Below are 14,647 nucleotides of genomic sequence, written 5' to 3' on the forward strand. Positions count from 1 at the left end.
TTATGCACATCAGCCAGCAAACTTTACAAACTTTTCTTGATTTATCCTCTCTGTCCAAAGAAGAGATCGCCAAACGCTTGACCGAAGCAGGTCTGGAAGTGGAGGGCATGGCTCAGCATGATGAAGATACGATTTTTGAGCTTAAAGTCACTCCCAATCGACCGGATGCTTTAAGTCATATTGGGGTTGTTCGAGAGCTCGCTGCGACACTAGGGGTTCGGCCCAGTTTTTCAGTTCCATCGCTGAAAGAGCTTGGAGCTCCCATTCACGATTGGGTTCAGGTCCAAATTGAAGCAAAAGAGTCTTGCCCGCGCTATGCTTGTCGAATCATCGAGGGCGTGCACGTAGCCCCAAGCCCAGATTGGCTGGTCTCCAAGCTTGAAAGCCTGGGTCTTAAGTCCATTAACAACGTGGTTGATATTACAAACTGGGTTTTATTGGAACGCGGCCAGCCTCTGCATGCTTTTGATTTGGATCAAATCGCTAAGTCCAAAGGACGCATCAATCTTCGAATTCGAAAAGCAATTCTGGGTGAAAAGATTGTTCTCTTAAATGATCAAGAATGCGAGCTCAGTGAAGAGGAGTTGGTCATTGCCGATGAAGAAACGCCAATTGCCTTAGCCGGTGTGATGGGTGCAAAGAATACGGAGGTTTCCAAAGCAACTCAGAATATTTTGCTTGAATCTGCGTACTTTGAACCCACTGGCATACGCAAAACCGCAAAACGCTACGGTATTTCAACGGACTCGAGCTATCGCTTCGAACGGGGAACCGACCCGAATGGAGTGATCCAAGCACTTGAACGCGCAGCGAGCCTCATGATCGAGCTTGCGGGAGGACGTGTCCGAAGAGAAGCGGTGGATATTTATTCGAAACCGATTGAGCCTTTGGAGATTCCATTTCGCCCAAATCGCTTGCTTTCGATTTCTGGCTTATCGGAAATCGATATGCCCGAACTCAGATTGCGTTTTTTAGGTTTGGGCATTGAAGCCGCCGGTCGGACTGGCCACGATTCCTTATATTTTCGGGCACCAACCTGGCGCCCGGATCTTCGAGAGGAAATCGATTTGATTGAGGAAGCCATTCGCTTGATCGGTTTTGATCAAATTCCGCTTAGATTAAGCAGCAGCCGAAAGTTTGAAGCTCAACGAATCGACGTTGATATCGATCGTTTGGAACAGGCGATACGCCTTCACTTTTCAAAAGCTGGGTTTTACGAATGCATCAATTACGCGTTTGGATCTCCTTCTGAAATGGCTCTATTCTCAAGCATCAAGCCCATTAAAATACAAAATCCGTTAGGCGAAGAAGCTTCGGTGATGCGTACCCATCTGTTTCCTGGCTTGCTGAGAAATCGATCCCTGAACTTAAGAAACCAAAGCAAAGAAATGTCTTTTTTTGAGATAGGGTGCGTTTTTGAGGGTCCTAATCCGAATGGTTCGCTTCCTGATACGGCCCAGTTGACGGTTGAGAATATGAGTTTCGATTCTTATGCCGTCGAACGCTTGCTGGTAGCGGGCATTCAATCACCGGGTGATTTCTTGAAGTTGAAAGGAAGCCTTGAACAGTTTTTTGAAGCTTTGCATGCTTCTGTCTCTTTTGCTGTTGCTTCCAACGCTCCTAGTTATTTTCACCCTCGTCAAGTTGCTGAAATTCGCGCAGCGAATACAACTTTGGGATATGTAGGCTTTTTGGATCCTGCGCTCGGAGAAGTATCCAGGTGTTGCGCGTTTGAAATCGATTTAAAAATGCTGCTCCCAGGGTGCTTTAAGATTCCTCAGATGAAGCCCTTGCTTAAATTTCCCAGTATCGAAAGAGACTTTGCTCTGCTGGTTGATTCCAAGTTGCCTGCAGGAAATTTGCTGGATACCGTTCGAAGTTTCAAAGCATTCAACTCTTTGTTGGAATCCGTTGAAATTTTTGATGTCTATCAAGGCAAAGGAGTTCCGGAGGACAAAAAATCCATTGCATTGCGAATTCGCCTGAGACATCCTGAACGGACTTTAAAAGACGAAGAAATAAACCCTTTGTTTGAGGAGCTGCTGCAGCAATTCCGATTAAGCCATCAAGCCATTCTCAGAGAGGCTTGAGGGCCCAGCTCTTGGGTGCTAGCTTAAAAACACGATTCATTCATAGCATGCAAGGTTTTTAAGATGCGAGTTGAAATACGATAGGGGTCTGCGTTGGCTCCTGGCCTTCGATCTTCGATATAGCCGCATTTTTTGTTTGCTACCGGTTCTGGAATACGAATGGATGCTCCTCGATCGCAAGCACCCATCTTAAATGTGTTGATATCGGAGGTTTCGTGTAAACCCGTTAAGCGTTCTTCGAGGCCAAAGCCGTATTCTGCGAGATGCTCTGGATGATGCTTCGATAAAGCTTCAACCAATTGATGGATCGAAGACCACCCTGTCTCCGGATCTCGCATGGCCTGAGTGGAAAAATTCGTATGCATTCCGGCTCCATTCCAATTGGCTTTAGGCTTGCAGGACCAATTGATTGTGATGTTGCCATCCTCGGCTAGACGGATCAAAAGCCATCGAGCTATCCAGACTTGATCTGATATTGTAAGGGGATCCGCCGCTTCATGCTGCAAACCTCGATAACCAATTTGAAACTCCCATTGCGAAGGCATCACTTCGGCGTTGATCCCGTAAATGGCGAGGTTGGCCTCGGCGCAAGCAAATGCATGCGCTTCAACTAAATCACGGCCGAAGGTTCGATCCGAGCCAATGCCGCAATAATAAGGACCTTGAGGAGCCAGTTCTTTCTCTGTTGGCCAGCCCAAGGGCCGTTCTCCTTGATACAGCGTGTATTCTTGCTCAAATCCAAACATGGCTTGCTCGTCTGAGGGGCTGTTTTGAAGCTCTTGCCTAAGTTTCGCACGGTAATTCGTTTCGTGGGCCGTTCCATCGGTGTTCAACACTTCGCACAAGACCAAGTAATGATTTTCTCCACGAATGGGGTCGTTCACAAAGTAAGCGGGTTTTAAAATCAGATCCGAGTGACTGCCCGAAGCTTGATGAGTCGAAGAACCATCAAATCCCCAAATTGGAAACGAGTCCAGAGTTGGCAGTGAGTTTGAAAAATCCAGCATTCGGGTTTTATTGCGGAGAGCTTGAACCGGCTTTGTACCATCCAACCAAATATATTCGCAGAAACTGATCATGTTCACTCCTCTTAGTTCATGAGAACGGTCAAGTGACCTTTTTTCTTCGCCGGAACGGGTTTATTCATCGCTGCTTGGGCCATGCAAGTCGCTACTTCGTGCGCAAGGTCTTGATAGATCGAATTTTCGTGAGTTAAGTTTGGATCCAGGGGGAACTGACCCAAATTGCGAACATGAAGCTGAGACCAGAGATCGGATTCTTGCTCTCCTCGAAACATCGGATGCTTTTGAGAACAGTGCTCACACAGGTAATAGCTCATGTTTTCAATCAATCCGAAGGCGGGAATATTCATTTTATCCAGCATGGCTTTGGCGCGCACCACATCCGCCTTGGAAAGAGGGTGTGGAGTGGAAACAATGACAGCCCCCGCCGTGCGAACTCGTTGAGAAACCGTCAAGTGGATATCTCCGGTGCCAGGAGGCATATCGACGACTAAATAATCCAGATCACCCCAAGCTACGTTGTTGAACATCTGCATCGAAGCGGAAGCGATCATCGGTCCGCGCCAAATCATAGCCGACTCCGTATCGACTAAAAACCCGATGCTCATGAGCTTGATTCCCTCTTTCTCAATCGGAAGCATGTAGTTTCCTTCGCCTTCCGGGCCTGGCACTCCCAAGATGCTTGTATCGCTTGGAATATCAAAAAGCGTGGGAACAGAAGGCCCATAGACGTCTGCATCCAGCAGTCCGACGCGACAGCCCATCTTTGCCAAGGCCAAGGCCATATTTTTCGCAATCGTGCTTTTGCCGACGCCTCCTTTACCAGAAACGATTAATACGATGTTTTTAACATCGGCCAGGCCTTCCTTTTGGATGCTTTGCTCCACTGCAGCCTGGACATCTGCAAAAACATTTAATTCGACCTCTGTATCCATAGGAAGCTCAGACATAGCTGCTTTTTTTACAGCCATCGCGCAATCTTGCTTTGAACGCAGCGCAAAAGTCGGCAAGACCAAATCGATTTGCAACTTTTTTTCGACGATTTCAATTCGACGGACCCATCCCAGTTCAACAATATTTTTTTCAAATTCGGGAACCCGAATCTCCGAAAATTGCTTTAACAAAATATCCTTTAACATGAACATCGGACTAACGTCGTATGGATCCAAAGTCAAAGACTCCATTACTGTGAACTCTATGAAGACGGTCGTTTCAGTGATTGGTTTGGGATACGTTGGATTACCGCTCGCATTGGAGTTTGCCAAACACTTTGAAACCGTGGGTTTTGACTTGAGCATCGATCGAATAGAAGAACTGCGAACTTGCTTTGATCGGACAGAGCAGACTAGTGTCGAAGAACTTCAAGAAACAACGCTCAAGATAAGCTCTGATCCGGAAGTTTTAGTCCGAGCCAATTTCCATGTTATTACGGTTCCCACTCCCATCGACAGCAGCCGAAACCCAGACTTGACTTGTTTGATCAGCGCCAGTCAATTAATAGGGACATATCTTAAAAAAGGAGACACGGTCGTATACGAGTCCACCGTATACCCCGGATTAACAGAAGAAGACTGTCTTCCGATCCTGGAACGAGCCTCAGGCCTTCAAGCGGGTCAGGACTTTCAGCTTGGTTATTCACCCGAACGTGTGAATCCTGGTGATCCGGTTCATGCGCTAACCCATATTACGAAAGTGGTTTCGGGTATTGATTCCGCCAGTTTGAACCGCATTGCTGAAGTCTACAGCAAGGCCATTAAGGCCGGTGTCTATCGAGCACCAACGATTAAAACGGCCGAAGCGGCGAAAGTCATTGAAAACACTCAGCGCGATCTCAACGTAGCGCTGATGAACGAGCTGGCTGTTATCTTTCACAAAATGGATATCGATACTGGAGAAGTGCTTAAGGCCGCTCAAACAAAGTGGAACTTTTTGCCTTTTAAACCGGGTCTTGTCGGCGGCCATTGCATCAGCGTGGATCCTTACTACTTAACGCACAAAGCCCAGGCGTTGGGATACCACCCGGAAGTTATCTTGGCAGGGCGGCGCATCAACGATCAGATGGGAGCCTATGTGGCTCAGCAGACGATTCTACAGATGATCCATCAAGGCATCTCGATCAAAAACGCCCAAGTCGGGATTTTGGGAATTACCTTTAAAGAAAACTGTCCAGATATTCGAAATACCAAAGTGGTCGACATGATCAACGAACTGCATCGATTTGGAATTAAGACCTTTGTTCATGATCCGATGGCGTATCGCGAAGAAGTTTTACTTGAGTACAGCCTTGAACTGATTGATTGGGATCAGATGCCGCGTGTGGGGGCTTTTGTTTTGGCCGTTGCACACGATCAATACAAAAATTTAGAGACCAATGCCTATCTCAAAAAACTCGAACCCAACGGCCTGGTAATAGACGTCAAAGGTATTCTGGCTCCCACTCAAGCATTTCCCGTTTGGAGGCTATAACATGATTTTGATAACCGGTGCCGCTGGCTTTGTTGGAGCCAGTTTATCTCGACGCTTTCTTAGAGAAGGGCAATGCGTCTTAGGTCTGGATAATTTGAATGACTACTACGACCCAGCACTTAAAAAGGCTCGATTGGATTGGCTCAAACATCCTAATTTTCGTTTTATCAAACTGGACTTAGCGAATCGAGATGCGATGGAAAAACTCTTTTGCAACCATTCGTTCGATCAAGTCATCCATCTAGCCGCTCAAGCCGGAGTTCGTCATTCTGTCACGCATCCGCACGTCTACATCGACTCGAATGTGACGGGCTTCCTGCATATCCTAGAAGGTTGCCGAAACGCCACAATCCCTCTGATCTACGCTTCAACCAGTTCGGTCTATGGAAAAAGCACACGACTCCCATTTTCCGAAGATGACCCTTGTGAACACCCCATCACTCTATACGGAGCAACGAAACGAGCCAACGAACTCATGGCTTATTCTTACACGCACTTGTACACGTTTCCGACCACTGGGCTTCGATTTTTTACCGTGTATGGGCCTTGGGGTAGGCCTGATATGGCACTGTTTAAGTTCACGGCGAACATCTTAAAAGGCGAGCCGATCGAGGTATACAACCATGGCGATATGCTGCGAAATTTTACCTACGTAGATGATATCGTCGAAGGCATTTTTCGACTCAGCCAAAAAAAAGCAAGAGGAGCTGAAATTTATAACCTAGGGAATCCGCTTAGCACTCCTCTCATGGATTACGTCCAAGAGATTGAGGTCCAGACAGGCAAAAAAGCCATTCTCAATTTCATGCCCATGCAACCGGGAGACATTGCGCAAAACCCTGCGGATACCCGAAAACTCCAATTAGCCATTGGTTTCACCCCTCAGGTCCGTATCCAAGAAGGCATTCAACACTTCGTTGCTTGGTACCGAGATTATTATGGCTTAAGAACGTGTTCAGCTAAAAAATCGGCTACTCGGTCCAAATCAAAAGGCCAAGGATAGCAAATTTGAACATCGGGGTATTGCTCCTGCAAATTTTTGACAATCTCCGGGATCTCAAACGCTGAATGCACACCTCCGGGAGTAAACATGGTCGTAAGGAGCTGAATATCTCGATAACCTTCGGAAACGAGCATCCGAACGGCTTCTTCGATGCTGGGTCCACAAAACTCATTGTAAGCAATTCGTAAGGTTCGATCTTCCAGCTTCTGAGCAAGTTTTTCAGCGATGGCTTGTACCCCAAAACAAAAAGGATCGTTCTCAGGCGTTCGAGGCCAAGCTCGGATTTCTTGATCGAGCGAACGTTCTTCTTGGCTTATCGAAGCACCGTTTCGATTACGTTGAGCCTCCAACATACGCAAACGACTGATTTTATCAGAAGGATAGTCGCTTGGAACACCACCATGTCCAATCAAAATGACGGCTTTTTTATTCATGCCACTGGCCTATCAGATCGCATGAGATACACCAAGAGTAACAGCCCGGGCAAGGCAATCAAAGTCGATATTGAAAAATAAGCCGTCCAAGATAGTTGGTCAGCAATCCATCCGCAGGGAGAAGCCAAAAATGTTCTGCCGACTGCCGTCAAAGAAGATAAGAGAGCGTATTGGGTGGCTGTGTAGGATGCATGGCAAAGTTTCGATAAATAGGCCACGAGCGCAGCCGTACCCATTCCGCTCGTGATATTTTCAATGGCAATCACCAGCATTAAAACCGTCGTTTCATGTCCAGCCTGTGCTTGCCAAACAAAGGCCAGATTCGATAGAAGTTGCAGAATTCCGCATACGAAAAGCGCTTGATAGATTCCAGTTCGGCTCATCAACCACCCTCCCAGAAAACCTCCTCCAAGCGTGGCAGCAAGGCCAAATATTTTGGTAATATGCGCGATTTCGATTTTACTAAATCCAACTGCGACATAAAACGGACTCGTCATGTTCGAAACAAAAGCATCTCCGAGTTTGTACAAAATGACAAAAACAAGAATCGAAATCCACCGTGGTCTCTGAGCAAAGTCAAGCAAAGGCTCCCAAACTGCTTGGGTGAACCAATGAGACGAAGAGGAAGGGGTCAATGGAGGCTGCGGAGCAGGTTCTGAACCCAACAAGGTTGCCAGTATCCCGCAGAGCAAGACAGCAGCCATCAACCCATACACCGTTCCCCAGGCAAAAAAAGAAGCTAAATAAAGAGCCCCGGCACCCGATATCATCATGCCGATCCGATACCCTAAAACAGCGGTAGCAGCTCCTGCCCCGTAAAGTCTTTCGTCCAAAATATCGACCCGATAAGCATCGATCGCGATATCTTGCGTGGCCGATAAAAAAGCAACCAACAAAGCTAGAAGCGCAATAAATCGAAGATTTTCAGCTGGGTTTGTCAAAGAAAATCCGAGTAAGCTCAGCAACAGCAACACCTGTGAAAGCAGCATCCAAGAACGTCTGCGGCCCAGCGCTTGAGTGAGCCAAGGGATCGAAAGTTGGTCAACGAGGGGAGACCACAAAAATTTAAAGGTGTAAGGTATCCCGACTAAAGCAAAAAGGCCAATGGCTGTGTTATTGGCTCCCGATTCGGCTAACCAAATTCCCAGTGTGCCACCGGTTAATAAAAGAGGAAGTCCGCTGGCAATACCCAGAAGAAAAATGATTCCAATTCTTTGATCCCAGTAAATCAAAAAGGTGTTTTCTCCTCAAAAGTCATCCATTGTTGTGTTCGGGGATGGTAACACGAAAATCGAGCCGCATGTAAAGCGATGCGGCCATGGAACCGGCTGTCCGCTCCGTACTTGGTATCACCTAAAATCGGATTCCCAAGAGAGGCGAGGTGAACACGAATCTGATTCTTGCGCCCCGTCTCAATTCGGATTTCACATCGAGTCCAGTATTTGGATTGTTCCAAAGTTCGATAGTGGGTCACCGCACGCTTCCCCAGAGCTGCATCGGTTGTGATATAGCTTTTTAGGGCTTTGTTTTCGGCGAGTAGGCCTTCGACCGTTCCGGAAGCTTGCTTGGGATGTCCTTCGACTAAAGCGTGATAAATTTTTTCGAACCGACTCCAATTGGTTTCCAGAATGGCTTCTATTGAGGAAGATTTCGCAAAAATCATGACTCCTGAAACTTTGCTATCCAAACGGTGAGTGAGAATAACCGACGTATGCTTGCGAATCTGTTGAACAAATTTTTCAGATGTCATTCCAGCGGGCTTGCACGTGACGAGAATCGCGTCATCTTCAAAGAGAATGGGGTAGGGAGACTGGGCTTGACTGCGTTCACGATGAGAAAGCAACTCAAGCTTGGCACCTGGAAGCAGGATGAAGTGAGGTCTGTTGTGAACGGTGCCATCGACTCGAACAAATCCGTTTTGAATGTACTCACGAGCTTTGCTGCGCGAAGCGAGTCGAAAGTGTTTTTGAACGCCATCAAGAAGGTTCATGTATCATACTCGCTTCAACAAAAGCTTTAAACAGTGGGTGAGGGCTCAAAGGCTTCGATAAAAATTCAGGATGGAACTGGCAAGCAATAAAGAATGGATGGTTGGAAAGCTCCACGACTTCTACCAATAGACCATCGGGAGACAAACCACTTAATTGAAGTCCAGCGTTTTCCAATTGACTCCGAAACGCGTTATTGACTTCGAAGCGATGACGATGGCGCTCAAATATCTCTTGGCTGCCGTAGATTTGGTGTGCCAGTGAGCCCAGTTGCAGAGAGCAAGGGTAAGTCCCGAGCCGCATGGTTCCGCCTTTTCGCGTAAGGCCTGCTTGATCTGGCATAAAATGAATCACTTGGCAGTCTGATTGAGGATCAAATTCTTGAGAAGTTGCTTTAGGCAAATTGGCTTGATGACGCGCAAATTCGATCACTGCGATTTGAAGGCCCAAGCAAATGCCCAAAAATGGAATGCGGTGCTCTCGGGCGTATTGGACCGCATCGATTTTACCTTGTGTTCCTCGTTCTCCAAAGCCACCGGGCACGAGAATCCCATCGAGGCCTTGAAACGGTTCTGAGCCTTGATGCTCGATTTCTTCTGAATCGATATAGCGGCAGTTTACTTTCACTCCACAAGCAATACCAGCATGAATTAAGGCTTCGTTAACGCTTTTATAGCTTTCGGTTGGGTTGACATACTTGCCTACAACCCCAATTTGAACCACCCCGGTTGGCGATTTAAAGCCTTGAACCACGCGTTCCCAGCCAGATAAATCTACCGAGGGTGCCGAAATATTGAAAGCTTCTAAAATGCGCTGATCCACACCTTCTTGAGAAAAGACCAGCGGAACTTCGTAAACTGTTTGCAAATCGGGACAACTGGCAATGGACTCTACCGGTAGATTACAAAACTGAGAAATTTTTGATTTGATCTCAGCCGTCACGGGTTCTTCTGCCCGCAACAAAAGCAGGTCCGGTTGAACACCTAGACTTAGCAATTCTTTGACGGAGTGCTGAGTGGGCTTGGTCTTAATCTCTCCTGCAGCTCGAATCAGCGGAAGATAAGAAACATGCACAAAAATCGTATTGAGAGAACCTTCCTCTTGCCGCATCTGCCGAATGGCTTCAATGAAGGGCAAAGATTCAATGTCACCGACTGTTCCACCGACTTCACAAACCAGGATCTGATGACCTTTTCCGGCAGCCCGGATGGTGTCTTTGATCGCGTCTGTAATATGAGGAATTACTTGAACAGTTGCTCCTAAGTATTCGCCATTTCTCTCTTTTTCTAAAACTTCTAAATAAATTTGACCCGATGTCTTGGTGTTTAATCGGCCGAGGCGTGCATGGATGTAGCGCTCATAGTGTCCCAAGTCGAGATCGGTTTCTGCTCCATCGTCCGTGACAAAAACCTCTCCATGTTGGAATGGGTTCATGGTTCCTGGATCCACGTTCAAATATGGATCGAGCTTTAACATACTCACATCAAGGCCTCGATTTTCCAGCAAAGTTCCAATCGAGGCGGAGGCAATGCCTTTTCCAAGCGAGCTAACCACGCCGCCTGTCACGAAGATGTATTGCGTTGATTGCGTCATGGGAGTTGATGATAGCCTATGTCTCTAAAATTCCAAGTAGAAAGGGCAAGCAAAATATGAAACTCTTTCATTTCATGCATCGCGCCTACATCCAACCGAACAAGCTTCGTCTTGCCAATCCAGCATCCCGTCTCGAACTTCCAGAGGAAGTTTGTCACCGATTGCAACGAGTTCTTCGCTTAAAAGATGGCGAAGAAGTCGAGCTTTTTGATGGAGCCGGTCTTTGTATTCGAGGAACTCTGCAAGCTCAGGTTTTGTTTGTAGGGCAGGTAGAGCATCACCCGCAGCCTTTGCGGAAGCTCACTCTCGTTCAAGCCTTGATCGCCTTGGATAAGCTTGAGGAAGTGATCCAACGCGCTACGGAACTAGCCGTGGATGAGATCATTTTGGTTCGCTTAGAACGAAGCCAAATTCATTTTGAGTCAAAGCTTCGATCGAAACTGGAACGCCTTCAACGAATTGCTCAAGATGCCAGCCGTCAATCCGGCAGGGCCTTTGTTCCGGAGGTTCTTAGCATTCCCAATTTGATTCAAGTATTATCCCATAAAGCCGACCTCAATCTTGTCGCAGATCCCAGCTCACTAACCACGATTCAAAGCGTTCTAGGAAAAAAACTCCTTGAATCGGAACGAGTACGGATTTTTGTTGGACCAGAAGGAGGCTTCTCCAAGGCAGAAATTCAGCTTTTTGAAGAACAAGCTTTTGAGCGAGTCAAAATTGCTCCCTTTATTCTGAGAACAGAAACAGCTGGTATCGCCATGTTGGCACAAATTGCAGCCGCTTTGCTGAAATAGAAGGCCTTCCTCTGATAATCTATTCGCATGCCCTAAGCATTCGTTTTTTTTAACCGATTAAAAAGCATGAGAGAGAAAAAAGATGCCGATCACCCTGGAAAGACCTGAAATTCGTCTGCCCGAAGAACTCAGAGCTCCAATACTTCGAAAACCGGATGAGATCAAAACATCGGAAAATGCCCCTTGGACGCCTGTTCAAATCCACATTGCCGAAATGTTGCAAGATTTATTCAAAGGAAAAGACAGCTTTGAATTGAGTTCAAACCCGATCAATCGATCGATCGAGGATCTGGAACAAACAGGCATTCAGGTGAACTCAGATTCTAAAACAATTTCCTATCAGGGGCATACCTTTGCTCTTCCTTCGGCTCTTCAGATCGATTCTACTAGTAACTCGGTTCGATACATCCCTAAGGTATTTTCTGCACCTGCGCAGTCAAATCTCAGATCAATGCCTCTGGTCCACAAAACAACCTTTGGAGCTGCCCCCCTCGATCCGACTCCCGTTCTTAAAGCGATACAGAACGAAGCTCAATCTCCTCCTTTCACGAAGCCCAGTTTTTCTCCAGATACAGCTTCAACTTCACAAAGTTCCGCTCGAGCTCAACAAGTAATTCTGCCTGAAGCCAGCCAAATTATATCGAGTGTTAGCCAAATGCAGCAGGCAATCGCTGGGGCAAGACTTTCGGAAACAAACAAAAGATTGCAGAATCAAACAATCCAAAACGCCGTCCAAATGGCTGCAGAACGAACCGTGGGTTCCATTGTGGCAAACCAAAGTGCACTCGATGACAACCGCCAGCAAAAGCAGCAAGATCGGGGCCTGTTGGAATTTGCAAGCCAAGCAGAACAAGAAAATCAAAGTGTGACAAAATCGGGGCAATCCGCAGGGCCTCACCAAGGGAAAAAATAGAAGCGCCTCAACAAGTCTAGGAGGGGAGCCTCAATCCATGAACCAGCGTTTTTGGGCCTTGCGGAAAAACAACTTCGATCTTGTTACTGCCCTTATCCGCGGTAACAACGCCAATCCCAAAAAGCGTATGTTTTAAAACAGAACCTTTTTCGTAACGCGTATCCGTTCGATACGGCACGGCCTCCGCGCCACGAGTGCTCTCAAGCAAAGCCATGTAAGGCTTCGGCTTGACGTTTTGCACACTTCCGCGAGCCTTGATGGGAGCAGTCCCTGGAGCGTGAGGCTTATACTGATGCTGAGCTTGGCACGTATTGCAGCCAACCCGCTTGATCTCTCCTCCAGCGATCGCCTCGATGGTATGAGCCAAGATTAGCTTGCAGCGTCCGCACCAACTATCGATATCAGAACCCGTTCTCATCTTAAGCTCCTTGTTCGAGCCAGTTCTGGAATGCATCAAAACGATAGGGTCTTCCTAAGAAATCTTGAACCAGCTCTGCAGCGTCCTTAGAACCTCCTGCTTCTAAAATCAACTGACGATAGCGTTTAGCTTGTTGCTTATCCATTAAGCCATTCGCTTCGAAAGCGCTCAAAAAATCTTTTGAGATAACTTTTGACCACATGTACGTGTAATACATGGCCGAGTAGTCTACCAAATGCCCAAAACTCATGGGCATATAGGTATCCGCCATCGGAGCAAAGTCCGAATATTTTGCCTGCAATTTGCTGAAAGTATCCATCGGCTCGAAAGACTCAGGATGCTGCCAATAGTATTGAAGACTCAGCTCTGCCAACATCATTTGCCGCTTCGTATCGATGCCTTTTCCAAATTCGTCAGCGGATCGCATTTTACTCACCAAATCGCTTGGAATCTGAGAAAAGGTCTGCAGCACTTCAGGATTCCAAGCCCATTCTTCAAAAAACTGAGAAGGTGCTTCCACAAAATCCCATTCGGTGGATACGCCTGAAAAATGAATGTAAGGCTGGTTGCCTCCTAGGATATGGTGCATCAAATGCCCAAATTCGTGAAAGAAAGTAACGACCTGATCGTGATCCATTAAGTCTGTCGAAAAATTACATGCCAGAGCGCCAATAGGAAGCTGCTTGCCTTTAACGCCATTTTGAATGGTGAACTGAGCCGCGTGTTTGAACTTATTATCTCGAGGATGCAAATCCAAGTAAATCTCTCCCAACGCTCGATTTCCTCGGCTTACTTGGTAAACTTCAACGGATGGATGCCATACTTCAGGCTGCTTGACTCGCTCAAAACGAAGTTCAAAAAGCTGAGCACTTAAATCCAAGAGTCCATCGCGAACTTTGGGGAAGCTGAAATAAGATCGAACTTTTTGCGAATCTACCTGATAACGAGCTTTTCGAATTTTCTCTTCCAGGTAGGCTTTTTCATAGGGGTACACTTCGGTTGCGCTCGGATCCCGTTGACGCTTTTGAGCCAACAAGTCTGCGTATTCTTTTTTAGCTCCCATGGAAGCAATGGCAGAGATTTTATGAATGAAATCAGATGCATTTTGGCTTGTTTTCATCATTTTATCTTCAATGACATACTCTGCGAAACTAGGATAACCCAACAGCTGTGCAAGCTCATAACGCTTCTGAATAAGCTGTTTTAAAATAGCGACATTTTTGGGGTAGCCACGTTGATTTAGCTGAAGGTAGAGTTCTTTTCGAGCGTTTGCGTCCTCCGCGTAGGTCATGAACGGGATCGAGTCGGGATAATCCGTGCTAATCGTCACTTTTCCGTTTGCCTGAACCGGATGCGAAGCGACAAAATCCGAAGGTAGGCCTTTTAAATGCGCGTGCGAGATTTCAATCGAGCGTTTGTCCTCTCGGATATTGCGTGCAAACTCTTGCCCGATCAGGGTCAATTGCTCTTCAAGTACTTTGATTTTCGCTCTTGTGGCCGAGTCTTGATTCACTCCTGAGCGTTTGAAGTTTTGGAGAATTTTGTCCAAAAGCCGTTTGGAGTCGCTTTTAAGGGAATGAGGTTTTAAAGCTGCAAATCGATCGTAGAGCGCGCGATCAAGCGAAAGATTCGTGATAAATTGGCTGGCTTGTTGCTCACACCGCTCGGCTTCTTCTCGAACTTTTTGGCTAGGGTGAACTTGAGAGAGCAGGCCAGGCAATGAACTCATCGCATCCAGATGAACTTCAAGCTGATTGTATAGATTCAACGGATTCTTGGCACCCGAAACAATTTTTGCTCGAAGAGCTTCTGCTTTTTTTTGCTCGGTCTGGCACCGTACTTCTAGATTTTCAAACATGTTCTTTTCTCCTCCTTAGCCTAAGGAATCTCTTTTACGGCAAGGGATTGGTTTACAAACATCCTAAC

13 protein-coding genes are annotated in these 14,647 nt (G+C 46.8%); 5 read left to right on the forward strand and 8 right to left on the reverse strand.

The window, feature by feature from the left end; all coding sequences use genetic code 11:
- Positions 1–2: 2 nt before the first annotated feature.
- A complete protein-coding gene (pheT, locus tag I8H75_02125; protein ID MBH2006133.1) occupies positions 3–2,090 on the forward strand; it encodes a phenylalanine--tRNA ligase subunit beta in 2,088 nt (695 codons plus the stop codon).
- Between the two features lie 23 nt (positions 2,091–2,113).
- Here pheT and I8H75_02130 read toward each other — a convergent pair whose 3' ends face one another.
- Both I8H75_02130 and I8H75_02135 read right to left on the reverse strand, forming a co-directional pair.
- Positions 2,114–3,169: a glutamine synthetase beta-grasp domain-containing protein gene (locus I8H75_02130; GenBank protein MBH2006134.1), complete on the reverse strand. Its 1,056-nt coding sequence runs from the start codon at positions 3,167–3,169 to the stop codon at positions 2,114–2,116.
- A gap of 11 nt (positions 3,170–3,180) precedes the next feature.
- Entirely contained in the window at positions 3,181–4,251 is a 1,071-nt protein-coding gene (locus I8H75_02135; protein ID MBH2006135.1) for a P-loop NTPase, read from the reverse strand.
- Positions 4,252–4,309: 58 nt separating this feature from the next.
- On the opposite strand from I8H75_02135, the gene I8H75_02140 reads away from it, so the two are divergent.
- Both I8H75_02140 and I8H75_02145 read left to right on the forward strand, forming a co-directional pair.
- Positions 4,310–5,578 (forward strand): nucleotide sugar dehydrogenase, encoded by a 1,269-nt coding sequence (locus tag I8H75_02140; GenBank protein MBH2006136.1) that lies wholly within the window; start codon positions 4,310–4,312, stop codon positions 5,576–5,578.
- A 1-nt stretch (position 5,579) separates the two neighbouring features.
- A complete protein-coding gene (locus tag I8H75_02145; protein MBH2006137.1) occupies positions 5,580–6,581 on the forward strand; it encodes an NAD-dependent epimerase/dehydratase family protein in 1,002 nt (333 codons plus the stop codon).
- On the opposite strand, the gene I8H75_02150 is transcribed toward I8H75_02145, so the two are convergent.
- From I8H75_02150 to I8H75_02165, 4 genes are read right to left on the reverse strand one after another with little or no spacing between them, the layout of a single operon-like run.
- Positions 6,515–7,015: a CbiX/SirB N-terminal domain-containing protein gene (locus I8H75_02150; protein MBH2006138.1), complete on the reverse strand. Its 501-nt coding sequence runs from the start codon at positions 7,013–7,015 to the stop codon at positions 6,515–6,517. The two genes, I8H75_02145 and I8H75_02150, sit on opposite strands and share 67 nt — an antisense overlap.
- A complete protein-coding gene (locus I8H75_02155) occupies positions 7,012–8,247 on the reverse strand; it encodes an MFS transporter (protein ID MBH2006139.1) in 1,236 nt (411 codons plus the stop codon). The genes I8H75_02150 and I8H75_02155 overlap by 4 nt, the downstream gene beginning before the upstream one ends.
- A complete protein-coding gene (locus I8H75_02160; protein MBH2006140.1) occupies positions 8,244–9,005 on the reverse strand; it encodes an RluA family pseudouridine synthase in 762 nt (253 codons plus the stop codon). The genes I8H75_02155 and I8H75_02160 overlap by 4 nt, the downstream gene beginning before the upstream one ends.
- Positions 8,992–10,596 carry a CTP synthase gene (locus I8H75_02165; protein MBH2006141.1) on the reverse strand — a complete coding sequence of 535 codons (1,605 nt, stop codon included), beginning with the start codon at positions 10,594–10,596 and terminating at the stop codon, positions 8,992–8,994. Before I8H75_02165 ends, I8H75_02160 begins: the two co-directional genes overlap by 14 nt.
- Positions 10,597–10,652: 56 nt before the next feature.
- Between I8H75_02165 and I8H75_02170 the strand changes: the two genes are divergently transcribed.
- Entirely contained in the window at positions 10,653–11,390 is a 738-nt protein-coding gene (locus I8H75_02170) for a 16S rRNA (uracil(1498)-N(3))-methyltransferase (protein ID MBH2006142.1), read from the forward strand.
- 82 nt (positions 11,391–11,472) lie between these two features.
- Entirely contained in the window at positions 11,473–12,303 is an 831-nt protein-coding gene (locus I8H75_02175) for a hypothetical protein (GenBank protein MBH2006143.1), read from the forward strand.
- 16 nt (positions 12,304–12,319) lie between these two features.
- On the opposite strand, the gene I8H75_02180 is transcribed toward I8H75_02175, so the two are convergent.
- Both I8H75_02180 and I8H75_02185 read right to left on the reverse strand, forming a co-directional pair.
- Positions 12,320–12,721 carry a hypothetical protein gene (locus I8H75_02180; GenBank protein ID MBH2006144.1) on the reverse strand — a complete coding sequence of 134 codons (402 nt, stop codon included), beginning with the start codon at positions 12,719–12,721 and terminating at the stop codon, positions 12,320–12,322.
- Between the two features lies 1 nt (position 12,722).
- Entirely contained in the window at positions 12,723–14,579 is a 1,857-nt protein-coding gene (locus tag I8H75_02185; protein ID MBH2006145.1) for a Zn-dependent oligopeptidase, read from the reverse strand.
- Positions 14,580–14,647: the final 68 nt, after the last annotated feature.

Source organism: Myxococcaceae bacterium, from assembly GCA_016000045.1.
GTDB lineage: Bacteria > Myxococcota > UBA727 > UBA727 > JABDBI01 > AER2-1.